The organism is Anaerosporomusa subterranea (assembly GCF_001611555.1).
Classification (GTDB): Bacteria; Bacillota; Negativicutes; order Sporomusales; family Acetonemataceae; genus Anaerosporomusa; species Anaerosporomusa subterranea.
The window spans coordinates 259924-283409 of the sequence record NZ_LSGP01000013.1 but is presented as its reverse complement, the minus strand read 5'-3'; the positions used below and the strand labels follow the sequence as shown (position 1 = coordinate 283409).

The following is a 23486-nucleotide window of genomic DNA, read 5'->3' as shown; positions in this document are numbered from 1 at the left end:
TTTCCCCTCTATTGTACCATACCGAGATATAGCCTACAATCCAAACCAAGGAAACTTCCATTTGGTCGGCGGCTTGGCGGGCTGGTTTGGTGTTGTGTTTTTTTCATTTGGGGTTGCCGCTTCAGGATTGGGATCTTTTGGTGACAAAAATGGTGCCAGGAACGGCTCGATAATACTCTTGGGCTCAGTGCCCTTTATGAAAGCGTCATATTCGATTTCTTTGCAGCGCCCAAACGGTATCTTGCCGGTCTCAGCGCAAATAGGAATTCCGCTGACTACATTTGTCGGTTTAACAAATTCAACCGGTGCCGACGCGGCAGTCACTTGTCCCATCATTGAGCCCCACATTCCTGCCACTTCGCCGCCAGTCAGACCCACTGGCGTTCGCTTGTCATTGCCTATATAGATTCCTGCCAGCCAATCCGGAGTATAGCCAATAAACCAAGCGGTAACCGTTTCATCAGTTGTACCGGTCTTACCAGCGGCCGGGCGCCCAATAGCAGCCGCTTTTCCTGTACCTGACTGTATGACGCTTTGCAGCATATCTGTTAGCAAATATGCAACCTCTGGTTTTAGAACAGCCACTTGCGAGGGTTGGTTTTGCTCAAGAATTTGTCCGTTTTCTGCGGTCACCTTTAAGATGCCAATTGGCTTTGAATAAACACCTCCATTAGCAAACGCCGAATAGGAGGCGGTTAACTCTAGTAAACTAACGCCTTCCGTCAAACCGCCTAAAGCGGTGCTGAGATTGTCATCTTGAGAAGTTAGGGTACTGATTCCTAACTGTTTAGCCAAATCAATGGACGGTTTGATACCAACTTGATTAGCCAGTTTCACAGCTACTGTATTTAAAGACAGGCGCAGAGCTTTCTTCATTGTTACAGGCCCCTGATTCTTTTTGTCATAATTCTTTGGCTGATAGCCAGAGATGTTAATTGGTTCATCGACAAATAAAGTATTTTGCTTTAGTCCCTGATTCAGTGCCGTCGCGTAAACGAAGGGCTTAAATGCCGATCCAGGCTGACGAATCTCGCTCAGTACCCGGTTAATCTGACTCTCCTGATAGTTTCTCCCACCCACCATCGCCCGAATATGTCCATTGCGCGGATCAAGGATTAGCACCGCGCCCTGCTGATCGCCTAAGACGGTTTCAGCAATTTGTTGGGCTTTAATATCTAGGGTGGTATATACTTTTAAACCGCCTTTATATACTTGATTGGCGCCATAACGGCCAACTAACTCATTAGCAACATAGTCTAAAAAATAGGATGCTTGGACTGTACGTTTTTTCTTGCCTGCCGTAATGACTTCTTCACGATTGGCTGTCTTTGCTTCTTCGTCGCTGATAAAGCCGGCCGCTGCCATGCCGGTTAAAACAACCCCACGCCGTTTCTTGGCAGCGTTGACATCCACATAGGGAGAATAGATATTCGGGCCTCGTGGCAAACCCGCCAAAAGAGCGCTCTCTGCCAAAGAAAGATCTGCAGCATGTTTACCAAAATACATTTGGGAAGCGGCTTCGACACCATATGCGCCTTCGCCGAAATAGACTTGGTTAAGATATGCCTGTAATATCTCTTGTTTCGAGAATCTGCGTTCGATCATCAAAGCAAGGATTGCCTCACGAATTTTTCTTAACAAGGTTTGCTCTTGATTTAAAAACATATTTCTTGCTAATTGCTGCGTGATTGTGCTACCGCCTTCAGCGACTTCACCGCGGCGCAAATTGACTACAATAGCGCGAAGTATGCCAATCGGATCAATTCCAAAGTGCTGGTAAAAGCGGGTATCTTCGTTTGCAATGATTGCTTGATATATGTAAGGATTCACGCGACTGATGGGTACTACAATCCGATTTTCTTCAAACAGCTTGGAAATGAGCTGTCCGTTAACATCAAGCACTTGTGTCGCTTCGACAAAGTGCAAATCATTAAGATTTTCAGGTGATGGAAGCCCAAGAGATGTGCAGCCTGACGCGACAAGACAAACAAGGAATAACGCAACCGACAGAAAACTCGCTCGCCTTAGCCCTGGCCGCCTGAATTTGCTGGTGCGTTTCATGTTTATCCCTCCTGAAAATTAGTATGTCCTGAAATTACGCTTATTCTACAGACTGTCAACATCATCGAACGTTAAGAAAAGAAAACGGCTCCGGAACACCGCCGGAGCCTGTTTGCATGATAGCCGCCAGCGGCCCTCTGCCAATTATAAACTATAGTTTGGCGACTCTTTAGTGATAATGACATCATGAGGATGGCTTTCTTTCAGACCGGCGCTGGTTATACGGATAAATTGAGTTTTGCTAATTAAGTCATCAATAGTCCCTACTCCGCAATAGCCCATACCGGCGCGAAGTCCGCCAATCAGTTGGAAAACCGTATCCGCAACTGATCCTTTGTACGGGGTTCTGCCTTCGATACCTTCCGGAACCAGCTTGTCCATATTCTCCTGAAAGTAACGATCCTTGCTACCTTCAACCATGGCGCCGAGTGATCCCATTCCGCGATAGACTTTGTAGCTTCTCCCCTGATAGATAATTGTTTCTCCTGGGCTCTCCTCCGTGCCTGCCAGCAGGTTGCCAATCATCACAACGTTTGCTCCTGCCGCAATAGCTTTAACAATGTCTCCCGAATATTTAATACCGCCGTCAGCAATGATAGGAATCCCATAAGGACGCGCCGCAGTAGCACAATTATAGACTGCCGTAATCTGTGGCACGCCAATACCAGCAATAATACGAGTCGTGCAAATTGAGCCTGGCCCTATACCGACCTTAACAGCGTCAACACCGGCTTCTATTAGAGCCCGCGTTGCTTCGCCTGTAGCCACATTGCCTGCGATCAAATCAATTTGCGGATAGGTAGTTTTGATTTTTCTGACAGCCTCGAGTACACCGCGGGAATGACCATGCGCTGTATCAACCACAATAACATCGACTTTTGCGCTGACAATACCAGCGACCCGGTCCATCATGTCGGCCCCAACCCCTACCGCCGCCGCAACCAGTAGTCTGCCTTTAGAATCCTTAGCTGCAGTTGGGTATTTTTGCGCCTTTTCAATATCTTTAATAGTGATTAGCCCTTTTAAATTTCCAGCTTCATCAACGAGAGGCAGTTTCTCAATGCGGTTCTTGCGCAGAATTTCTTTCGCTGTTTCCAGTGATGTTCCTACCGGAGCAGTAATTAAATGCTCCCTGGTCATACATTCATGGATCGGTCGGTTTAAAACGGTCTCAAACCGCAAGTCGCGATTTGTAAGAATTCCGACTAACTTCCCTTTTTCGGTGATGGGAACGCCAGAAATATGGTATTTTTCCATTAGGTCATGCGCATCTTGCAACAAGTTACTTGGTGATAAGAAAATCGGATCAACGATAATTCCATGCTCTGAACGTTTCACCTTATCGATCTCGTTCATCTGCCGTTCAATTGTCATATTTTTATGGATTACTCCAATACCGCCTTCGCGGGCTATAGCGATAGCCATACGAGTTTCGGTTACAGTATCCATGCCGGAGCTCATGATAGGAATATTAAGCGAAATGTTTTTGGTCAGCCTTGTGCCGATTTCGACATCTCTTGGCAATACATCTGATTGTGCAGGAACTAAGAGCACATCATCAAAGGTCAGACCTTCGGGACCAAACTTGTTTTCAAACATAATAATCTCCTTTCAGGACGAAGGTATTTCAACTATAATACCACAAACAGACAGCCTATAGCCAGAACTTTTTCCTAATTAAAGAAAAATCAACATTTAAATCAGTCTTCAATCCCAGGCAATTCACTGGCGGCACCCAAGACTCCCAATACTGCATGTTCAAATGACAGAGCACCTTGAAGATAAACTGCATAAGGCGGACGCAGCGGACCGTCAGCACTCATCTCGATCGATGATCCCTGAACAAATGTTCCCCCAGCCATTACAACCGCATCATCATAGCCGGGCATACCACTGGGCACAGGTCGCACATGCGAATCAACCGGTGAATGCTTCTGCAATCCTCGACAAAATGCCACCATGTTATCTGGTGTATTCAGCTTGATTGCCTGAATGATATCTGTTCTCGCTTCGTCTACTTGCGGACTTGTCTCATAACCAAGCAAAGCAAAAAACTTGGCAGCGAACACTGCTCCTTTGACAGCCTGTGCCACTACATGCGGCGCCATAAACAACCCCTGGTACAGCAGCCGGCTAGCCCCGAGGGAACTCCCAACTTCTGAGCCGATGCCCGGGGCAGTCAAACGATAAGAGGCTAATTCGACTAAATGCGCCCTACCGGCGACATAGCCACCGGTAGGCGCAATTCCGCCACCTGGATTTTTTATTAGTGAACCAGCCATGATATCTGCGCCAACTTGTGTCGGTTCCTTGGTTTCAACAAATTCGCCATAACAGTTATCAACAAAACAAATGCAGTCAGGCTTCACTGCTTTTATCCGAGAACATAAGCGTTCAATATCGGCAAGCATCAAGGGCGCTCGCAGACTATAACCACGAGAGCGTTGAATCAAAACCATCTTTGTCTGCTCTGTAATCGACGCGATCAAGCTTTCCTCATCGACCGATTCGTCTAGCAAAGGGATTTCTCGATACGAAATGCCCCAGTCGCGCAGCGACCCTGGTGTTATTCGGTTTGCTCCAATGACTGACTGCATTGTGTCATAAGGTGCCCCTGCTGCCGATATCAATTCATCTCCTGGCCGCAACACTCCAAACAGTACACTAGCTAGAGCGTGTGTGCCTGAACAAAACTGAGTTCTAAATAAGGCCTTTTCGGCTCCGCAAATATCTGCCCAAACCAGTTCTAGAGTATCTCTGCCAACGTCATCATAGGCATAGCCTGTAGAAAAATTGAACATATGCCCGGATACCCTGTGCTTGCGGAAAGCGGCAAGCGTCTTGGCTGTGTTGACTGTTGAGATTTCCTCAATCGTCTCCAATCGAGGGCGAATTGCCATTAACGCCTCGCGGCGGATTTTCTCCAATTTCGTCGTAAATTGCATCATCGTTCTCCTCAACTATCTCTAATTCAATAAAGCGTCTAGTGCTTTCAACCGGAATGGAGGCTTCCACTCTAATACCCTGTTCCTGGTAATCAACAGAGTGAACAGTAGCGCATTCGTATAATGAAGACAAAATACCACTTTGCTCATAGGGGATCAAAAGCGAAATATCTGTTTTACGCTTACTGAGTACCTGTTCAATCATGGTGAGTAAAGTATCTATTCCGTCTCCGGTCAGTGCGGATATTGTGACAGTATTCTCTTGTCGCAGTATCCGCTCAATCAGGCTTGGATTATCAAGTTGATCCATTTTATTATACACAGTCACTGTTTCCTTAGTGTCTGCCTTCAACTCTCGCAGTACTTGGTATACAGCGGTATTCTGCTCTTGAACTCTCGGGTGACTGCTGTCAAGCACATGAAGAAGTAGGTCTGCTTGCAGCACTTCTTCTAGTGTGGCCTTAAACGCTGCAATCAACTGGTGAGGCAGCTTTTGAATAAAACCGACTGTATCTGAGAGAAATACATCTTGCCCTTTTGGCAGACGGATACAGCGAGTGGTGGGGTCTAAGGTAGCAAATAACTTATCCTCGGCCAGTACCCCAGCTGATGTCAACCGATTCATTAGCGTGGATTTGCCGGCATTCGTATAACCGACTAAGGCGATGCTAGGATATGCTGTTTTTTTGCGTCCACGGCGCTGTAACTCGCGGTGTTTTTCAACCTGAACAATTTCTTGCTGAATGTCACTAATTCGCGAGCGCAAACGCCGCTTGTCAGCTTCTAGTTTGGTTTCTCCAGGGCCGCGTGTTCCAATGCCGCCGCCTAGGCGTGATAATACTAGGCCTTGGCCACCCAGACGTGGTAGCAGGTATCGCAGTTGAGCTAATTCGACCTGCAATTTACCTTCATGAGAACGCGCGCGTTGCGCAAAAATGTCCAAAATTAATCCGGTGCGGTCAATAATCTTTGTACCAAGCGCTTCTTCTAAATTGCGCTGCTGGGCAGGCGTCAGCTCATCATCAAATATGATCAAATCAATCGACTTTTCTTGGCGAATCAAAGCCAATTCATCAACCTTACCGCGTCCAACAAAAAAAGTGGAATCAGGCTTGTCCCGCTTTTGACTTGTCCAACCTTCTACTACCGCTCCGGCCGTCTCAGCCAGTTGAGCCAATTCCCGCAGTGAGTCTTCGGCATCCCAACGAGAACCTCCCTCAATTCCTACCAGAAAGGCCTTTTCCGTCTGTCGGACCTCTGTAGCATCAACACGGATAGCCAGTTGGTCTTCTACTTGGCCGATCAACTGTGGCAAATGGATGGAAATAAATTGTTGGATAGTCAGATCGGTAAATTCTTGTACTTTTGCGATTGTTCCATCCCAGCCTGCCAAAACGGCGAAACTAATATTCTGAACTTTTCTATCAGCCACGCCAATAGCAGCCATGAGATCAAAACGCATTTCGCGCAGTGAACTCACATCAATTGAACTCAAACGGCTATCACCGTTAGGATGGGTATGTATGCAGCGTATGCCGCTGAGACGGGAAAGAGAGCGCCTTCCTTCAGCTTCAGGCAGAGGAGCTGTCCGCGCGTTACCAATCGCTACTCTCAAAACTTGCCCTCTCCGATTAATATAAACGACGATCTCCCTGTTCAACTCATCAGTTAATATAGCCATGTGTTCAGCTAATTCCAGAGAAATCATCTCTGCTGGCGCAACAGAGTATTCATAAAGTCTTTTTAGTTCATTCAGCAGGCTTGTCCTAAGGCCTTCCAAATCTCCGTATATTTCCATGCCAATCCACCTCCATTTATATATTTACTGTACGCTCTGTCCTAATTTAGCAGTTAAGTCCCGGGTGGTCATCTGGTTCTGCCTGACAAAGAACACATTTGCCTAATTCGCACGACTCTTGCCGCAAGCGGAGCGGAACCATCGCCTCAGCCTCAGCAAAGCCGTTTTTCCACCCATTGCGTTTGCCTAAGCCATATCCGGCAATAAAGGCAATAAGAAGGAGCAGCCATTCAAACATGCGCACTCCTCCCTTTGCGGGTGGATGCAACATAGACAACGACAATCCCGCAAATGACCGGCCAAAATACCGTAGGAGCAAAAAACCATGCACCAATAAAAAACGCGATACAGGCAACGCAGCAAGGCATAACTCCCCATTGATGCGCTAAATTGCGTACTCCGGTTGCTTGGTCAGTATATCGATCAATAATATCATCACTTAATTGTACCGCACCAGCTATCAAGAGCGAACACGTCATGGTATCCCATTCGGCAAAGTAGAATCCAGTTGCCATCACTATCGCAGATTCTTGCCAGCCGCGCAGTCTGCTGGGATATTTTACATGTAAATCTCGGTACATGCCAACAGTCCAGGAAGCCAGAAACAAAGAAACGCCAATCCCTGGGTGTAATGCTACGCTGATGGCCAAAAACGGCAGACTGTAAGCAACAGCGCCTTCGCCTAGGTGGTTGATCCAATTGTGTTCTCCGCATGCTGTATCAAATTCCCGATCTAAATAATCATCAAGTAGCTTTATCGAAAATGCGCAAAGCACGGCCGAAAAAAACATCCTAGTCCATTCAGATATTACGTGCAACACACGCTTTCACCTCTTTAAATCCTGCTCCCAGCAGAGCCGAAATTGGTATGACTTTCGCTTTCGGAAAGGCTGAGCCAATTTTCGTCAGGTGTTCTCGTGCGAGTGGTGCATCAATTTTGTTAGCAAGTATAGTATACGCATTGCGCGCCAAACCGTACTGGTATATTTCTTGGTCAATATTTCCACTTTGAAAAAATGGATGGTTAGACCAGTATATCATATCCAGCATATGAAAGATATAGTCTGCATAACGCATGCTTTTTAAGGTTTGCGCCATGCCTCTTCGCACCGTAGCGTCAGGATGGATTTGTTCGGAAACCCCGCAGGTATCGTCAAGCATAAACTCGATTGGGGTTTTGCCCATCGTCATTCGCAGAACAATAGACTGAAGTGTCAGGGTTCGATGCGCCACACTGCTACACAATTCGCGCTTTGCTTCCTCGATGGAGAAATGGCGGCAGGTCAAGATGTCGTCATAGTCCCGAAAAGTCACGTCTACTCGCTTTACTCCCAAAAAGTTAGCGAAATTCAACGCAAACATCGTCTTACCTGAATTGGGACGGCCAACAATGACTATTTCGCGCATAGAGCTACCTCCGCAATATCCTCAGACTCAAGCAACATGAGGTCTTCTCTGGTTAGCAGAGGTTTTTCTATCAGCCGGACAGCTTGACGACGAATTGCCCGTTCAATCACATTGCGCACTGTCCGCGCATTGCCTGAGTACCCTGTATGACTGGCGAAAGATAGTCTAGCAATTTGCAGGCGTGCCTGTGATGACAACTGATACTGCCTTTTTTGACACATCTGTTCGGCGATTGCCATCAATTCTTCCTGACTATAGTCGGGAAAATCAATGTGAATCGGAAAGCGGGATCGCAAGCCAGGATTTGACTCCAGAAAGCGCTCCATCTCTTGACAATATCCAGCTAAAATCAGTATAACTTCTCCCCGGTGATCCTCGATGCCTTTGACAAGACAGTCTATCGCTTCCTTACCGAAATCTTTTTCCCCGCCTCGAGCAAGTGAGTACGCTTCATCGATAAACAAGATCCCGCCATAGGCTTTTCGCAATTGCTCACGAGTCTTTTGGGCTGTGTGCCCAATATATTCCCCAACCAGATCAGCCCGCTCTACTTCAATAATATGTCCCCGCTGCAATATTCCTATTTCTTGAAGGATCTTGCCAATGATGCGGGCGACAGTGGTTTTGCCTGTGCCTGGATTACCTTTAAATATCATGTGCAAAACAAGCGGCTCAGTCACAAGCTTCACCTTCTGACGCCGTTTCTGAATTTCAGCAAAAGCATAAACCTCTCTAACCAACTTCTTTACTTCCGTAAGCCCAATCAGTTGATCCAATTCAGAAAGAATCTCCTCAACCCGTTGCCGTTGATTCACTGAGCTGTCAGGACGTGTTATCATAACTTGCGTATTCTCCATGTCCCGCAGACATTTGCAGGCGTCAACAGCGGAGATTTCTCCATCTCTGATTGCTAACAACACATCTTGCGGGTTATGAAATGTCACGTATGTCACATCCCTCGTTTTCGGTGATAACAGTATACGCGGCATTTCAAAAATAGTGACAAAAAGCTCCGGGTTTCCCCGGAGCTTTTTGTCAAACCTTATCTGTCTTTACTTCCTCTTTCTTTTCATGGAATCCTGGCATCAATGCTCGGAACGGCGTGATGGTTGAAATAGCATGTTTGTAAACAAGCTGTTGCTTGCCATCATTTTCAATAATTACCGTAAAATTATCAAATCCTTTGACCGAACCCCGCAACTGAAAGCCGTTTACTAAATAGATGATGACAGGCACGTTCTCTTTTCGTACCTGGTTCAAAAAGCTGTCCTGCAAGTTGATTACCTTTGTCGTCATCCGCGAAACCCTCCGTATTCCTATTTGTACTTATTCTACTCTATGCCAAATTTTTCTGCAACTAAATTGTAAATATGTTCCATTAGCGTCGAGTGGTCTGTGTACTCATCGACATTCACCCATCTGATATAGGGCATCTTTCGATACCATGTCATCTGCCGTTTTGCAAAATGTCGCGTCGCCAGCTTAATGGCCTCCGCCGCATCGGCAAGACTATATTCACCTTTGACATAGCCAATCATTTGCTTATAGCCGATAGCTTGCATGGCTTGGGATGTCAATGGAACACCTTGTTCAACTAACCGTTTTACCTCGTCCGCCAGTCCCATCGCAATCATTGTATCAACTCGGCGATTAATCCGTTCGTATAATTTCTCGCGATCCATCGATAAGCCGATTACCAAGCTGTCGTATTTAAGTCCTGCCGCACTATCCTCAATAACGGGTTTAGTTGTAAGCATACGAATTTCAAGAGCACGAATAATCCGTCTCACATCATTGGGATGCAACAAAGCGGCTTTAACTGGATCACTTTCTGCAAGCAGCTGATAAAGCCGCTCATTTCCCTGCTCATCGGCTATCCGCTTGAGTTCCTGGCGGATCAATTCGTCGCCAGGTGGGGTAGTTAATCCGTAATCTTCCAGCAGGGCCTTAATATACAGCCCAGTTCCTCCGGCGATCACTGGTATCCTGCCAGTTGCGTTTACGCGTGTGATGCATTCACTAGCCAACTGTTTAAAGTCGACAACACTAAATTCCTCGCCCGGATCGCGGATATCAATGAGTTCATGGATAATTCCCGCCTGCTCTTCTTGAGTCGGTTTAGCTGTACCAATATCCAGTCCCCGATAGACCAGCATGGAATCTCCTGAGATGATTTTTGTATACAAATAGCTTGCAAGATCAATGCTTACCTTAGTTTTGCCGACGGCGGTAGGACCAACAACAGCAATTAGCCTTTCCATCAGCAGCCCTCCTGTTCGATAACCCCGTATTGGACACTGCTGTATTTTCCACCAACCAAAGTAGTAATTCCTAATCGCTTGAATTCTGGACTACCGTGAGTTTCCTTGACAACAACTCGCCGTTTCGCCACACGGCAAGCTTGACGCAGATCTGCTTCCAACAAACAGCCAGTATCCGCGAATTCACGAAGCGGGCGAATCCCGGAGCTTCTGTGTACAGGTCTGCGGAACATCGGGTCAAAATAAACAATGTCAACATAGTTATCAGGTAACGTAGGTAAATATTGACGATAATCAGCGGAAATCACGTCGATTCGCCGCATGGCAGCTGTTATATCATTTGCTTCAGCAGAAAGATTCGCTAATCCCCAGCCGGTAATAAAAGCGATCAGCTCTGATGCCTCCAGCCCAATGACAGCTCCCCGCTCCCCAGTTAGCATACTGGCTACAATAGCATCCGTGCCAAGCCCCAGGGTACAGTCAAGTACCGATACCCCTTGGCTTAACTCCATTGCAGCCGCCATATGGTCAGGTTTTCCATCCCGAAAGTTTTTTATTCGTAAGGCAGCCATGCCGATATGAAAAAACAACTCTCCGTCCGGGGTACTTATTTTAGGTCCACTGTCGGCGGCAACAATTAGCGTATCTATTTGGCATAACTTTCGCAAATTTCCGAGTGAACGTCTGCCACGTTTCACATAAGGCAATTGTAAAAATACAGCAATCTCCTTTGCTTGTTCAATCTCAGATAGCGTTGGCTCGTATACAGTGGTAACAACCAATTTTCGTTTTCCCCTTATGTCCGTTTGAACATTTTCCCTAATTCGTCCCCACCGAAGCGCACCATAGCCGGTCTTCCATGTGGGCAAGCGAACGGTCGATCGGTAAGGCACAATTCGTCAAGAATAGCCTGAAGTTGTCGGATATTTAATAGATCGCCAGCCTTTACGGCCGCTTTGCAAGCAGCGGTCTGGAGATAGGCGTGGCGCAACGCGGCAGGACTCAAATCACGTAGTTCGCCGATCAGCCGCAGTGCATCCTTCAACAGAGCTTCAGCCTCACCAGTGTTAACATCTGCTGGCACTTCAGTTAAACGATATGTATCTGGGCCGAAGGGTTCAAGTGTAAAGCCAAGTTCTTGCAAAGCAGGTTCCGCTTCAGCGATTGCCCTACCTTCCAGCGGGTCTATTGTCAATAAAATCGGAATCAATAATTTTTGTACGTGAACCCGTCCGCTTGCTTGCTGCATTTTGTCGTACAAAATTCGCTCATGGGCTGCGTGCTGATCCACGATGTACAGTCCATCTGTTCCGCGTGCGACAATATAACAATTTTCCACTTGGCCTAGGGCTTGCAGATACATACCTGTATCCTGCTCTGTCGTTTCAGATGAATGAAATACGTTGGCAGAGCCAGCTAAAGAATCGACAGCAGCCAAACTTTCCCGTACAACCGAAAGAGGCAGCACAGGAGCATTCAATCGGTCAGGAACGAACAAAGCGGGCTGATGAGTTGTTACGGAGGGCGATAGATCGGCGTTTCTGGGGGCTTCCGTCATATGTTTTTCGAGCAGATATGGAGCCGCGATGGATTGAGGTTGCCGCGCCTGAGTGAGCGCATCAGATACAGACCTATAGACTGCGCCATATATGGAACGCTCATCGCGAAACTTGACTTCACTTTTTTGCGGATGAATATTGACATCCACATCTGCAGGCGATAAATTGATTGTCACAACCGCCAACGGAAAGCCACTGTGCGGCAACAGGGAATGGAACGCATTATCCAGAGCTTTTGAGAGCATTCGATTAGAAATGACACGCCCATTGACAATAAAAGTCTGCCACTGACGACTGCTCTTTAGAATACTCGGTTTGCCAATACAGCCACTAACACGAACTTCTCCGAATGCGTCCGGCAGTGGCAGTAATTCTGGTACAATTTGATGTCCGTATACACATCCCATAACTTCTTCAATGCTGCCCCCGCCAGGAGTTGACAAAACTAACTTACCATTATTAATTAGACGAAATGCGATTTCAGAGCGCGAAAGAGCTAGCCGGACAACAGCTAAGTGGATTTGTGACGCCTCAGCGGCTGCCGCTTTGAGAAACTTTCTTCTGGCCGGAGTGTTATAGAATAAGTCAACAATAGTAATTGAGGTACCGCTATCAGCACCGGTTTCGCTGACTTCGAGTAAACTACCGCCATGAATCTCAAGACGGGTGCCAAGGTTCGCCTCAGGCAGACGCGTGATCAGTGTAAACTTTGAAACAGCCGCAATGCTGGGCAGAGCCTCACCACGAAATCCTAATGTGGCGATACGGCTAAGATCATCGGCAGAAGTAATCTTGCTTGTCGCATGACGAATGACTGCCAATCGTGCATCCGTCTCACTCATGCCTGATCCGTCATCTGTAACGCGAATGAAGCTGATACCGCCATCAGCGATTTCGATTGCAATCGATCGTGCACCAGCGTCCAAAGCGTTTTCTACTAATTCCTTAATAATGGAGGCAGGACGTTCGACAACCTCACCTGCAGCAATTTGATTTGCTACCGTTTCATCAAGAATTCGAATAGTTGCACTCATAGTTTGCCAGCCTCCGCCTTAGCCTGATTTTGCAGTTTGTATAAGATGTTTAAGGCTTCCAGCGGTGTTACTGTCATGATGTCAAGCGCCAGCAGTTCATCCGATAGTCCAGACGAAAATAACGAGGCAGGTAGAGGGCTGGGGCTGGGGCTAGCTGCTCTCTCAATCTGGCGGCAATCGGGCTGTTCGTGATCAGACAAAATTTGACGTGCTCGCTCAATAACAGACTTTGGCAAACCCGCTAATTGCGCCACATGCACGCCATAGCTTTTATCTGCCCCGCCTGGCACAATTCGACGTAGAAATACTACATCGTTGCCCCGCTCCTTAACTGCAACCGAGTAGTTTTTCACCCCGTCAAACTGTCCTTCCATTTCTGTCAATTCATGATAATGGGTAGAAAACAAAGTTTTGGCCTTAATTTTGCTCTTAATATGTTCGATGACTGCCCGGGCGATGCTCATACCGTCATAAGTACTTGTGCCACGGCCAATTTCGTCCAGAATAATTAAGCTCTTGCTGGTGGCATGTTTGAGAATATGTGAAACTTCCGCCATTTCTACCATAAAAGTGCTCTGGCCTGAGGACAAATCATCACTAGCGCCGACCCGGGTAAAAATCCGGTCAACTGGCGAGATGGACGCTTCCCGCGCCGGAACAAAGCTGCCAATCTGAGCCATGACAGTCAAAAGCGCGACTTGACGCATATAGGTAGATTTTCCGGCCATGTTTGGTCCGGTTATAATCATGATTTCGCAGTCCCGGTGGTTTAATCCAGTATCGTTCGGAATGAAACGCTCGCGTTGCAGCAGTTCTTCGACTACCGGATGCCGTCCGTCCTTTATACGCAATTCGCGGTCAGTCACGATTTGCGGTTTTACATAATTATGCCGAGATGCGGCTTCACTTAACGAGCACAGGACATCCAACAAGGCTACTTGCCTGGCTGTCTGCTGAATTTCACGCACCTGACGTTTGATCGTTTCCCGCAGAGAAACAAACAACTGATATTCAAGAACAACAATTTTTTCTTCCGCACCAAGTACCTTGAGCTCAAATTCTTTTAATTCGGGAGTAATATAACGTTCAGCATTGGCAAGCGTCTGCTTGCGGGTATAGCGTGCCGGAACTTCAGACGCGTTGGCGTGAGTTACCTCCAGGTAATAGCCAAATACCCGGTTATAGCCAACTTTGAGGGAGCGTATACCTGTGGTTTCTCTCTCATTGGCCTCCAAATTCTGAATCCAAAGTTTGCTATCGCGTGCGATAGTCCGTAACTCGTCCAACTCCAAGTCATAGCCCGGACGTATCATGCCCCCCTCCCGCGTGGCTACCGGCGGGTTATCGACAAGGGCATCCTGGATCAACTGAACAATATCCATATGACCGGATAGCTGGCCACCAGCGCTACTAAATAGTTTTGCGCGAAGCTTTACGATCGCTTCTTTTACTAGTGGCAAGGTCGCTAAGGATTGTCGCAACGCGGTGAGATCACGTGCATTGGCAGTGCCTACTTCGATTTTAGTTATGATACGCTCAAAATCGTATACATCACGCAACTGCTCTCTAATATAAGCCCGAGCAGCGGGTTGTTTAACAAGTTCGTCCACCGCGTCTAAACGGGTTACTATTTCTGTGGGCTGATTCAAGGGCTGCTCAACCCACTTTTTTAGCAAGCGGGCTCCCATCGCAGTTTGTGTATAATCGAGCACGCCCAGCAGTGTCCCTTTTTTGCTACCATCACGCAAATTGCGTGAAATCTCCAAGTTTCGCAAAGTGATGTTATCTAATAAGAGATGAGCATCTGCGTCATAGCGACCAAGCCGATTAACATGCGACAGGTCGCTCTTTAGAGTATGATGTAGGTAATATAACAAATATGCGACACAATCGCGTGCAGGTTCTTGTTCGGGCAAGTTGTCGGTGCCAAAATGTGAGGCTGGCAATTTCCGTAAGGCAGAAAAGTCTTCGACATCAATTGAACTATACGCGCAACTGGGAATCCTTGCGGCAATAAACTCATTAATGGCAGCAGCGCTATCAATTTTCCCTGCAAACAGGATTTCAGCCGGGGACAGGCAAAATAGACGGTCACACATAGCAGCAACCTTGCTGGCACCAGTAAAAGAGCCCCACATACACTCGCCAGTTGATATGTCGACTGCAGCAAAGCATAGCAGACCGCTTTCCTCGAGCAATACAACCAGGTAATTATTGGCCTTGTCTGGTAGCAGTTGGTCTGACAATACCGTACCTGGAGTAATGACTTTTACGACTTCGCGTTTTACAATACCTTGCGCTTGGCGCGGGTCTTCCGTTTGCTCACACACAGCGACCTTGTAGCCTTTTTCAATGAGTTTGGCAATATAACCATCAGCTGAATGATACGGAACACCACACATTGGCACGCGTTTTCCGCCGCCTCCGTCCCGAGCCGTTAGCGTGATTTCCAGTTCCCGCGACGCTGTTTCGGCATCTTCAAAGAACATCTCATAGAAATCACCCATCCGAAAAAATAGGATGTCATTCAGGTGACGGTTTTTTATCTCCCGGTACTGTTCTAGCATCGGTGTATACGTTTCAGCCATCCTGTTCTCCTCTACCTACTGCCGTCAATCGACGGCTTTTCCTTTTAATACCCAAGTCTGGGCTTTATCAATTTGAACCGATAGTAGTTCACCCGCTTGTTCACTGCCAGTATGCTTCCAGATAACAATTTTGTTGGTTCGGGTACGGCCAACAAAAGCACTGTCATCATTCTTACTCGGACCCTCGACTAAGACCTCAACAATTTTACCTTCTAACTGTCTATTGATCTGCAAACTGATTTCATTTTGTACATCCATCAACAGCTGCAAGCGCTGTTTTTTTATTAAGCTGGGAATTTGTTCTGGCATGGTCGCAGCAGGCGTTCCTGAGCGGGGAGAGTACAAGAACGTGTACGCTGCGTCAAATCGTATCTCGCGAATAAAATCGAGAGTCTGGGCAAATAATTCGTCTGTCTCGCCGGGAAACCCTACGATCAAATCAGTTGTCAGACTAGAATCTGGAATAGCCTGACGAATCGATCGCACCAAAGTGCGGTAATCATTAATGCTGTAGCCGCGGTTCATCGCCTGCAGAATGCGATCATTACCCGACTGAACAGGTAAATGAAAGTGTTCACAGATCGACCGACTGTTTCTGACTACATCGACGACTTGCTGGTTCATATCGCGCGGGTGGGATGTCATATAGCGAATCCGCTGAATTTCCTTGATTTTATCAGCTTCGCGCAGCAGGTCAGCGAATGTAGCATTCGCCTGTCCATCTTTTCCATACGAGTTTACATTTTGGCCGAGCAGAGTAACTTCTTTTACGCCTTGCTTAGCCAATGCAGCAATTTCCTGAATAATTTCGGTTACCGGACGACTACGCTCCCGTCCACGCACATAAGGAACAATGCAATAGGTGCAAAAATTGTTGCAGCCGTACATGATAGGCACCCATGCTGATATTTGACCTGACAGACTAGCCGGGCGCAAGCGCTGCGTTTCCTCAGCCTGCTCCCAGACAGATAAGACCTGCTCTCGATTTTCCTTAACTTTATTAATATTTTCTAACAAGCGACCGACGGTAAAAGTCCCCATGACAAAATCCAAATGCGGTGCCTTAGCAAACAACTTATCCTTATCCTTTTGAGCAAGACAGCCAGCTACGCCGATAATCCGGTTAGGGTCAGCTGTTTTCAACTTTTTTAATTCGCCAATCTTACCATAAATCTTTCGTTCAGCACTCTCACGCACACAACACGTGTTTAGCACGATCAGATCAGCTTCATCTGGCAATAAGGTTGCCGTATATCCTGCTTGCTGAAGCTGAGCAGCAAGTTGTTCTGAATCCGCTGCATTGGCCTGACAGCCAAAAGTATAAATGTAATAGGTTTGGTGTCCTTGCATATATAGTTCACTCCCTTGACTCTATTATAACTCACAGCCTACCATAGAATAAAGTCAGTTACCACTAAAGCAAAAGAAAACCGGACTATCCGGTTTTCTTTTGCTAATTGCCAATCTTAATCCAAGGCGCTAGGAGTCATGCCATCTTTATGACTCCGGTATTTGTCATAAATAATCCGCAATGCTGTAATAATTGCTTTTTTGGCGCTCCCTTGATAAATATGGTCAATTATCCGCACTAACGGCTCGGCGCCATTCTTCATGGAGCAGCCAACAAGAGCGGACGAAACATGTTTATTGGCGAGTTTGGTTGCCAACGTGCAATCCGCCTCGACGATGACATCCGTGTCCAAATCAATTAAAACGATTACACCAATAACTTTGTACATCTCACTCGCGGTAATGCCTGTAGGCAGTTTGGCATAACCAGAAAACAATATTAAATTCCCGTTTGTTCTGTCCAATACTCCTCCTCCTCCCTAATCCAAGCTGAGACGCTTTACATCAATGTTTACGTCACGTACTATCATTCCAGTCATGTATTCCACCATAGTCTTGATTCGTTGCTGCGCTTGTGACACAACTTCGCGAATCATACTTCCATATCGTATAGTTACGTCCAAAGTGATCGAAATTCCTTTTTCTCGATCATGAGAATTTTTTATATTTACCTGACTCGTCCGGGTTATTTGCATGTCTGTTGTTGCAACATAGTCAACAATGACGGCAATAGCAGCGTCAGAAATAAAAAGTTTACCATAATAGCTGAAGGTGGGGCGTACAATCGACTTTTCACCGATTTTACGATATTTTGCTTGTGGTTTTTTAAAAAATATTTGCAGTGGATCAATCAAATAACCAGAAAAGTGCGGTTTTAATTCAATCGTCGGTACAGGAATAATATGTTTGCCTTCTCGTATCCGACTTTCTTTGGCGCGGGTAATCTCGGTCGGAGTAGCAATATCTTCGATTCGAATTATTTTTGATAATGCTGGCAGATCAAGAGCATCAATAATCTTTTCTACCATATTGATCGAAGTACCGAGAACCAGTATTCTTTCAGGAGTAACCGTCTTAATCGCGCTTTTGACCGCCTGAACATGTTCTTCATCCATAAAGATAGCACGTTTAACAGCCTTCAGCTTACTCGGTTCTTTTTTTGCTGAAAATCCAGCAATGATCTTACTATCTTTGATCAGCAAGCCATCGTCGATAATCGCATCTGCATTGTGTTCATGGGCAACGATTAGCGCCCGATGGCTTTTCCCAGTTCCACTCGGCCCCACTAAAGCGATTACTTCCATGGACAGCCTCCTATTCCTTCTGAACTTTCTTGCCGATCTGCTAACTTGCTACAAAAGCTGATCGTCCTTTACCAATATCCGCGTATTGCGGATCATAACCCGGAAATTCGGCTGACAAACAGGTTCGCAACATTATTCGGCACAAGAAACTCTCCCAGCCTTTCTGGAAAGCGACCGGGAATCGCATGATAGTCAGAGCCGCCTGTAACTAATAACCCCTGGCCTTGGGCTAAGGAAAGATAACGATCAACAGCCTCGACATCATGCTTGGGATGATATACTTCCAGCCCATCTATCCCGGATTCTATTATGTATCTAACTTGTTGATCATTGCCGACTAATCCCGGATGAGCCAGAATCGAAACTCCACCGGCTTGACGGATTAACCCAATGACCTCACCAGGAGTCAATTTATAATGCGGAACATACCCGGGTTTGTCCCGATTCAACAATGAATGAAAAACGTCTGAAACAGAGAAAAAATAGCCTTTTTCGATCAACGCTTTTGCCACATGCGGCCGTCCCACAGAGGTTGCGCCTCGCGCAACCTCTACTATATCCTGTTCCTCTATTGGATAGCCTAAAGCAGTAATTTTAGCTGCCATTTTCCTAACACGCGAAACACGATCTTCTTTTAGCAGCGTCAATTGTTGACGCAAGCGAGGATGAAAAATGTCAATTCCATACCCCAGTATGTGAATCTCACAGTCTGGCATGTCTGTACTAAATTCAATACCAGCTATTACCGTCACTCCCGCCTGTTGCGGCTTAGCTCCAAGCGCCAGCAAACCATCGACTGTATCATGATCAGTTATCGAGATATGGGTCAATCCGACCTGGACAGCTTGTAACAAGATATCGCTGGGTGCTATACGACCATCAGACGCAGTTGTGTGGATGTGAAAATCGGCTTGAATCATGTCGTCTCAGCAATCTGAATAAGGGTGCGTACTCCGGCTCCGGTTGCACCTTTAGGGTTGTAACCATTTTCTTTCTCGCTAGTCACAGTGCCGGCAATATCGATATGTACCCAAGGAGTCGTATTCGCAAACTCCGCCAAGAACAGGCCAGCCGTAATGGCGCCAGCCGGTCTGCCGCCAGAATTCTTCAGATCGGCAATGTCACTTTTTATTTGTTCTTTGTATTCATCAAAGGCTGGCAAAGGCCACATTTTTTCACCAGTAGCTACGGCTGCTGTCAGCACGGCCTGGCTCCAGCTTTCATCGTTTGCAACAATCGCTGATGTCACTTTGCCTAGTGCGACAACACACGCGCCCGTCAGAGTAGCCAAATCAATCAATTTCGTCGCTCCGAGCTTGCGAGCATAGCTAATCGCATCAGCCAAGACCAATCTCCCCTCAGCATCGGTTGAAATGATCTCAATGGTTTTGCCGCTGTGAGAGCCGATAACATCACCCGGTTTCAATGCCCGACCTGATGGCATATTCTCAGCGCATGGAATTACAGCGAGAATGTTTGACGCCGGCTTAAGCTGAGCAATCGCTTTCATCGCCGCCAACACCGCAGCAGCGCCACCCATGTCATCTTTCATCTCTCCCATTCCTTCACTAGGTTTTAGAGAGATGCCACCACTGTCAAACGTTATACCTTTGCCGATTAGACCGAGGACTTCGGAGTTTTGCGGATTGCCACGATAGGTAAGAACGATCAAAACAGGTGGCTCATCACTTCCCTTAGCCACAGACCAAAGTGCTTCAAGTCCTTGCTCTCGAATCTGCGAAGCACGAAGAATTTCTAAGTCAACGCCAAAGTTATGCGCTATTTCCTCTGCATGCTTGGCCATACGCTCAGGAGTCATATAATGTGAGGGATGATTCACCATGTCTCGGGCAAAACAAACACTATCAGCGATGATGAGCGCTTTGTCCACTGCAGCCTGTAAAGCAGTAGTATCATCAGTTGGACTAGCAACTATTTGGATACCGCTCAACAGACTTGGTTTCTTTTTACTTTTGTAATGATTAAATTCATACAGTCCTAAATAAGCACCCTCAACGCTCGCCTGAACTCCCGCCACCCCAAACCTAGTCAGCTCAGCCTCATGTCGCATAGCCAGAGCAAGCGTTTTCGCCGATAGCTTGCTCGCCGCCCTTGCAGCAATAGCCGTTAAAGAACGTATTTTGTCAATCGTCAACTTCGCGGAATTACCTATCCCAAGTAAAATAACTTGTTTAGCGGCAATGGCGCCAAAGGTATGAATAACAGTAGTTTCTCCATATCGCCCACAACTCAACTGTTCCTTGAATAAAACTGTTAAATTACCGCCGAGTGCTTGGTCAATTTCCGTAATAGCAGCGTTTTCCGTTAACGAAGCAGCTTCAGGAATACAGACAACAAGAGTGTCACATTGGATTTTTACCAGTTTGCCGACAACCAGTTCAACTATCATACTATAGCCTCTCTTTCATTGTTTTGGCAGAACTAGTATGCCTCGACAGAGGCTTGAAAATAATGCTGTAAAAACACAAAAGCCTGTCCATTTGCTGAACAGGCTTTGTTGTCGTCAGCGCGGCTGAACAATAAGCTTAATGGCAGTTCTTTCTTCACCGTCAATGACGATGTCGGTAAAAGCCGGGATACACACGAGGTCAACACCGTGCGGAGCCACAAACCCCCGAGCAATTGCAACTGCTTTAACTGCTTGGTTGAGAGCCCCGGCGCCAATCGCTTGCATTTCGGCACACCCTCGCTCACGCAATACCCCAGCTAATGCGCCTGCTACAGAATTGGGGTTGGATTTTGCCGATACTTTCAATACTTCCATGTCTAAGTGCCCTCCTCCGTTAGAATCATTAGTGCCGCAACGATGTCTAGTTTACCTTCCAGATATTCGTTATCTGCGCTAAAAATCCTCTCTGGTAAAGCAAAAGATTCAAATAATTATGAATAAAAAGAGAAAGCACTGTTGTCAATCATTTGTTAAAAACAAGAACTCTACCATCTTCGCGGATTCCAATCAAGCTATGACTATCATACTTTTTTTTCATATTTTCCAGCATATTCTCGATCAATTCTTCTTGAATCAGCAAATCCTCCTCTACGAGGAACTCGCTTTGGTCTGTAACTAGTAAATCTATCGCTTTTTCTCGCAAAAGAGCAATAATTAAAGCAATCTCCCCCCGCGAAAGCGAGCCGACATCACGGATTATTGTTAACATGGCCATATTCTCGTAGCTGTTCATGCAAATTTCGACAAGAGTATCTTTCATATTTTTCAAAATGTGATACGCATCGAGGCTGTGAGTAATATGGTCTGTGATAAAATCCATGTGTTTTTTTTCTGGCGAACCTGTCAGCAGGAAAGTCAGCTTGATCGACTGGTTTGAAGAATTATAAGTAATAGTGCCCACTTCAGGATATCGGACTAGAATCGAGATTAGCAGATTCACTCCGTCAGAAATTTGTTTATCACCCTGCTGATAATTCGGCATATTGTTCACCGTCCAAATTAGATAAGTGCATTAATCCATACAGTCTAAAATTCTAGAGTAGTTCGTAAATTCCTGCTACTCATTAACTGGTAAAGAATGAATGGAAAGCGGCCTCCGAAGAGACCGCTTTGTAACTACTTGGCGTAATCCACTGCACGAGTTTCCCGAATGACAGTGACTTTAATTTGCCCCGGATATTCAAGTTCACTTTCGATTTTCTTGACAATTTCACGTGCCATAAGCACTGATGTGGCATCATCAATTTTTTCCGGTTTGACAATAATACGAATCTCGCGACCAGCTTGAATCGCGTATGTCTTCTCGACCCCTTCAAACGACTCAGCAATAGCCTCCAGGCGGGTGAGGCGCTTGAGATAAGACTCAAGACTTTCACGTCTCGCACCTGGGCGGGCTGCAGAAACTGCGTCAGCAGCTGCAACGAGTACAGCCTGAACCGTTCGCGGTTCTTCATCGCCATGGTGAGCAACAATAGCGTTAATAACCTCAGCTGATTCACGATATTTTTTCGCCAAATCTCCACCAATCGTGACATGGGGTCCCTCAACCTCGTGGTCAACGGCTTTACCAATGTCATGCAGCAAACCAGCTCTTTTTGCTAACATAACGTCTACACCAAGTTCAGCAGCCATAATACCGGCAAGGTGAGAAACCTCAATCGAATGTTTCAACACATTTTGCCCATAGCTAGTGCGGTACTTGAGACGTCCAAGTAACCTAATAATCTCAGGATGCAAACCGTGCACTCCTGTTTCAAAGGTGGCTTGTTCGCCAGCTTCCTTAATCTTCTGTTCAACTTCTTTTTGTGCTTTTTCAACCATCTCTTCAATTCGAGCCGGATGAATTCGTCCATCAACAATCAATTTTTCCAACGCAATACGTGCTACTTCACGACGGACTGGGTCAAATCCGGATAGAATTACCGCCTCAGGAGTATCATCAATGATTAGATCAATTCCTGTGAGAGTCTCTAGGGTACGAATATTGCGACCTTCACGGCCAATGATACGGCCCTTCATTTCATCATTCGGCAATGCCACGACCGAAACCGTAGTTTCTGCTACGTGATCGGCGGCACAGCGCTGAATCGCCAGCGATATAATTTCACGCGCTTTCTTGTCAGCTTCTTCTTTAGCTTGTTGTTCGAGGTCTTTAATCATTATGGCGGTTTCGTGTTTGATCTCTTCTTCTACACTTGCTAAAAGCAGTTGTCTTGCTTGGTCGGACGTCAAGCCGGACAAGCGTTCCAGCTCGGCCTGTTGCTTAGCATACAAATCGTTGATCTTCTCTTGGCTTTTATCAACCTCAGCCTCCTTGCGGCTGAGAACCTCTTCCTTCTTTTCAAGGGAATCGATCTTACGGTCGAGGTTTTCTTCTTTTTGCACTAGGCGTCGTTCTAGACGTTGTAGTTCAGAGCGTCGTTCCTTGACCTCACGGTCAAGTTCATTACGTAAGCGGTGAATTTCTTCTTTGGCTTCCACCAAAGCTTCCTTTTTCTTGCCTTCGCCAACTTTCTCTGCGTCTTGAAGAATCTTCTTGGCTGCTTCCTCCGCAGTGGCAATCTTTGATTCTGCCACATTCTTGCGAACCCAGTAACCGATACCGAATCCAAACACTCCCACAATGATTGCAGTAATAATTAGCTCGATGATAATGCATCACACCTCCTTTTACGTTAATTAAGGGCAAAGCCGAGTATCAACTCGGCT

At 46.4% G+C, this 23486-nt stretch carries 21 protein-coding genes; all 21 read right to left on the bottom strand.

Going from position 1 to position 23486, the window contains the following annotated elements; translation table 11 throughout:
* Positions 1 to 33: 33 nt before the first annotated feature.
* On the bottom strand, positions 34 to 2061 hold the full coding sequence (locus AXX12_RS04920) for a transglycosylase domain-containing protein (RefSeq protein WP_066238955.1): 2028 nt from the start codon (positions 2059 to 2061) through the stop codon (positions 34 to 36).
* 144 nt (positions 2062 to 2205) lie between these two features.
* Positions 2206 to 3660, bottom strand: coding sequence for an IMP dehydrogenase (guaB, locus tag AXX12_RS04915; protein ID WP_066238952.1), 1455 nt, complete (start codon positions 3658 to 3660; stop codon positions 2206 to 2208).
* A 101-nt stretch (positions 3661 to 3761) separates the two neighbouring features.
* On the bottom strand, positions 3762 to 5009 hold the full coding sequence (locus tag AXX12_RS04910; RefSeq protein ID WP_066238949.1) for a methionine gamma-lyase family protein: 1248 nt from the start codon (positions 5007 to 5009) through the stop codon (positions 3762 to 3764).
* The gene (gene hflX / locus AXX12_RS04905; RefSeq protein WP_066238947.1) at positions 4930 to 6804 is read right to left on the bottom strand and encodes a GTPase HflX; all 1875 of its coding nucleotides are present in this window, start codon (positions 6802 to 6804) and stop codon (positions 4930 to 4932) included. The genes AXX12_RS04910 and hflX overlap by 80 nt, the downstream gene beginning before the upstream one ends.
* Positions 6805 to 6850: 46 nt before the next feature.
* Positions 6851 to 7042, bottom strand: a complete 192-nt coding sequence (locus AXX12_RS04900; protein ID WP_066238944.1) for a hypothetical protein — start codon at positions 7040 to 7042, stop codon at positions 6851 to 6853.
* Positions 7035 to 7625, bottom strand: a complete 591-nt coding sequence (locus AXX12_RS04895; protein ID WP_066238941.1) for a hypothetical protein — start codon at positions 7623 to 7625, stop codon at positions 7035 to 7037. Before AXX12_RS04895 ends, AXX12_RS04900 begins: the two co-directional genes overlap by 8 nt.
* Positions 7606 to 8211: a tRNA modification GTPase gene (locus AXX12_RS04890; protein ID WP_066238937.1), complete on the bottom strand. Its 606-nt coding sequence runs from the start codon at positions 8209 to 8211 to the stop codon at positions 7606 to 7608. The genes AXX12_RS04895 and AXX12_RS04890 overlap by 20 nt, the downstream gene beginning before the upstream one ends.
* Positions 8199 to 9050, bottom strand: a complete 852-nt coding sequence (locus AXX12_RS04885) for an AAA family ATPase (RefSeq protein WP_461781730.1) — start codon at positions 9048 to 9050, stop codon at positions 8199 to 8201. Before AXX12_RS04885 ends, AXX12_RS04890 begins: the two co-directional genes overlap by 13 nt.
* Positions 9051 to 9246: 196 nt before the next feature.
* The gene (hfq, locus tag AXX12_RS04880) at positions 9247 to 9507 is read right to left on the bottom strand and encodes an RNA chaperone Hfq (protein WP_066238935.1); all 261 of its coding nucleotides are present in this window, start codon (positions 9505 to 9507) and stop codon (positions 9247 to 9249) included.
* Positions 9508 to 9542: 35 nt separating this feature from the next.
* Positions 9543 to 10472: a tRNA (adenosine(37)-N6)-dimethylallyltransferase MiaA gene (gene miaA / locus AXX12_RS04875; RefSeq protein ID WP_066238932.1), complete on the bottom strand. Its 930-nt coding sequence runs from the start codon at positions 10470 to 10472 to the stop codon at positions 9543 to 9545.
* On the bottom strand, positions 10472 to 11254 hold the full coding sequence (locus tag AXX12_RS04870) for a class I SAM-dependent methyltransferase (RefSeq protein WP_231881801.1): 783 nt from the start codon (positions 11252 to 11254) through the stop codon (positions 10472 to 10474). Before AXX12_RS04870 ends, miaA begins: the two co-directional genes overlap by 1 nt.
* A 14-nt stretch (positions 11255 to 11268) precedes the next feature.
* A complete protein-coding gene (gene mutL / locus AXX12_RS04865) occupies positions 11269 to 13065 on the bottom strand; it encodes a DNA mismatch repair endonuclease MutL (protein ID WP_066238929.1) in 1797 nt (598 codons plus the stop codon).
* Entirely contained in the window at positions 13062 to 15653 is a 2592-nt protein-coding gene (gene mutS / locus AXX12_RS04860; protein WP_066238927.1) for a DNA mismatch repair protein MutS, read from the bottom strand. The genes mutL and mutS overlap by 4 nt, the downstream gene beginning before the upstream one ends.
* A gap of 24 nt (positions 15654 to 15677) precedes the next feature.
* Complete coding sequence (gene miaB / locus AXX12_RS04855) at positions 15678 to 17003, bottom strand: tRNA (N6-isopentenyl adenosine(37)-C2)-methylthiotransferase MiaB (RefSeq protein ID WP_066238924.1); 1326 nt, start codon at positions 17001 to 17003, stop codon at positions 15678 to 15680.
* A 116-nt stretch (positions 17004 to 17119) separates the two neighbouring features.
* Positions 17120 to 17467, bottom strand: a complete 348-nt coding sequence (locus AXX12_RS04850; RefSeq protein WP_066238922.1) for a DUF3870 domain-containing protein — start codon at positions 17465 to 17467, stop codon at positions 17120 to 17122.
* Positions 17468 to 17482: 15 nt separating this feature from the next.
* Positions 17483 to 18307: an Asp23/Gls24 family envelope stress response protein gene (locus AXX12_RS04845; protein WP_066238919.1), complete on the bottom strand. Its 825-nt coding sequence runs from the start codon at positions 18305 to 18307 to the stop codon at positions 17483 to 17485.
* A 92-nt stretch (positions 18308 to 18399) separates the two neighbouring features.
* Positions 18400 to 19227: a PHP domain-containing protein gene (locus AXX12_RS04840; protein ID WP_231881799.1), complete on the bottom strand. Its 828-nt coding sequence runs from the start codon at positions 19225 to 19227 to the stop codon at positions 18400 to 18402.
* Positions 19224 to 20717: a leucyl aminopeptidase gene (locus AXX12_RS04835; RefSeq protein WP_066238916.1), complete on the bottom strand. Its 1494-nt coding sequence runs from the start codon at positions 20715 to 20717 to the stop codon at positions 19224 to 19226. The genes AXX12_RS04840 and AXX12_RS04835 overlap by 4 nt, the downstream gene beginning before the upstream one ends.
* Before the next feature lie 114 nt (positions 20718 to 20831).
* The gene (locus tag AXX12_RS04830) at positions 20832 to 21092 is read right to left on the bottom strand and encodes a stage V sporulation protein S (RefSeq protein ID WP_066238912.1); all 261 of its coding nucleotides are present in this window, start codon (positions 21090 to 21092) and stop codon (positions 20832 to 20834) included.
* Positions 21093 to 21240: 148 nt separating this feature from the next.
* The gene (locus AXX12_RS04825; protein ID WP_066238909.1) at positions 21241 to 21759 is read right to left on the bottom strand and encodes a hypothetical protein; all 519 of its coding nucleotides are present in this window, start codon (positions 21757 to 21759) and stop codon (positions 21241 to 21243) included.
* Between the two features lie 134 nt (positions 21760 to 21893).
* Positions 21894 to 23414, bottom strand: a complete 1521-nt coding sequence (gene rny, locus AXX12_RS04820) for a ribonuclease Y (RefSeq protein ID WP_156478588.1) — start codon at positions 23412 to 23414, stop codon at positions 21894 to 21896.
* Positions 23415 to 23486 lie beyond the last annotated feature (72 nt).